Origin of the sequence: Vibrio sp. Vb0598, from assembly GCF_033338935.1 — a bacterium.
Lineage (GTDB): Bacteria > Pseudomonadota > Gammaproteobacteria > Enterobacterales > Vibrionaceae > Vibrio > Vibrio alginolyticus.
On the sequence record NZ_JAWOTP010000058.1, the window covers coordinates 1 to 2,038 of the forward strand.

Annotated in this window: 2 protein-coding genes; both read left to right on the forward strand. The window is 48.4% G+C overall.

Annotated features, from left to right (window positions below; all coding sequences use genetic code 11):
• Positions 1–863 (forward strand): bifunctional metallophosphatase/5'-nucleotidase (locus R7Q38_RS22820; protein ID WP_318114389.1); only part of this gene is annotated, 863 nt, incomplete at its 5' end.
• Positions 864–896: 33 nt separating this feature from the next.
• Positions 897–2,038: hypothetical protein (locus tag R7Q38_RS22825; protein ID WP_318114390.1), on the forward strand; the 1,142-nt coding region annotated here is incomplete at its 3' end.

Consider the following 2,038-nt stretch of genomic DNA (forward strand, 5'->3'; position numbering starts at 1 on the left):
GCTTTGATGAAGATTACGACATGGCAGGCAAGCTAAAAGGGGTCGATGTGATTTTTGGCGGCCACTCTGACCATGGCTTATGGAAGCCTGTCGTGCACCCAAAAACGGGCACAGTTATCGGCCTCACTTTCGGCCAAGGTAAATACTTGGGTTACACTAAATTCGTTGTAGACACCGAAAAGCACGACGTAAAACTGCTAGACGGAAAACTGATCCCTGTCGAGTCAGACAAACTTGAACGCGACAAGAAAACCAGCGATCTTATCGCCAATGCTCGCAAACAATACCCAGATCTTGGTCAGCAGTTGGCGACCATTAATGACACGGCGTACCGACGTTATTATCGCGAATCCAACGTAGGTAATTTAGTAGCAGATATGATGCGCGAAGCCGCTAAAGCGGATGTGGGTATGATCAGCTCGGGCAGTATTCGCGTTGACCTTAACAAAGGCCCAGTAACGATGGAAAACGTAATGGATCTTTTCCCATTCACAGATAAACTTTCCGTCGTAAAACTCAACGGCGCACAGCTGAAAGAACTGTTGGAGTACAGCTACACCTTGCCTTACGGTCTGGCACAATTCTCCGGTATTGAAGCGCACTACGACAACGCAAAACCGCAAGGTAAACGCCTGCTCAGCCTGAACGTAAATGGCAAACCAGTGAACGACTCGCAATCATACAAAGTGGCCACTTACTCTTACGCAGCGAGCGGGGGCGACGGTTATCATGTATTTGAAAAAGGCACGTTAGAGTCGCAAGGCGATTCAGTCACCCAAGTATTGATTGACCAATTTAAAGCCAAGAAAGACGTTATCGTTCCGGCGCTGGGTCGCCAAGTGGATGTCAGCGTCAAAGAGTGAGTCTCTGACAAATAACCTCAAAGGATAAGCACCATGACTTTTCGTCGAGAATACAATGGCTGTAAATCATTTGGCTGCCCTAATTGCGGCGTACCTGATCTCAGTTTGTATTCGCGCTCAAATCGGCTCGGCTACGACGCGTGGCATTGCCCTGAGTGTGGGGCTTATCCTCCGGTTTTGATTAACGAGCCGATACTCGCATTGGCTCATCAACTACAACAGCAAACCTTTGAGTTGAAGCTATTGCCTCATTGCGAATGCCGATTACCTGCTTGGCAACGTTACGGGAGAACCGCCGTCGGTAGCCCAAGAGTAAAGTGTCGCTGCTGTCAAAAAACCGCAACGCTGCTGAACCCAATCAAAGAATCCCACACACTCCAACCACTGCTTGATGCTCTATTAGCCGAGGTTTCACCCAAAGATTTACAGTATAAACTGGGCTTAAATCATCGCCGTTTTTCACAATCTCTTGAGCGTTTAGCAAGTATGCTGGACACTTTTAGTCGCTTATACGAACGTCACTTATCGTTCTCGAATATCCAAACTCGCTCCTTTGTTCAAGTGGCGCGCTCTGGTTTTCGCCACCATGGCCGAGAACAACGTGCAGCGCATGTTTGGACACTATGCAGCGCCGATGCCCAAACGGGTTACGTGCTTTTGCTCAGTGACAACGCTTGGTTTCCTCAGACAGAGATGTCAGAGCACGTCATTCCTCAACCGCTTTGGGAGCCAAGTCGTTACCAATTAATGCAGCAAGAAGAAGCGCCAAACGAATCAGATGTATTTCTCCAAGCACAGCGCACTTACGACAAAATTCTTAGCCGCAGCCAATTTGACCAACTCGCTTACTGCGATGGTTCGCACGCGAAATCAAAAGAAGTGCTACTCACTCGCCCTGTTTTTACTGCGCACGCGCACATGCAAAACTTGGCGAAATACTTTGCGAACAAAGTGCCGAAACGCTTTGTCCTCGAACATGAAAGCTTTTTACGAGGGGCAGCGATCACCGCTTTTACCTCCGCCATTAAGCGGGGCACGACGCAACTCTATTATTGCCATATTGGACAAAGTGAGGAAAACCTGAGCTTAAATCGTGCAAAGCAAAAGATGAGTTGGTGGGATGAAACGTGGCGTCGTGGAAACATCCAAAATCAATATGGGAGTTGGCAAGTGGG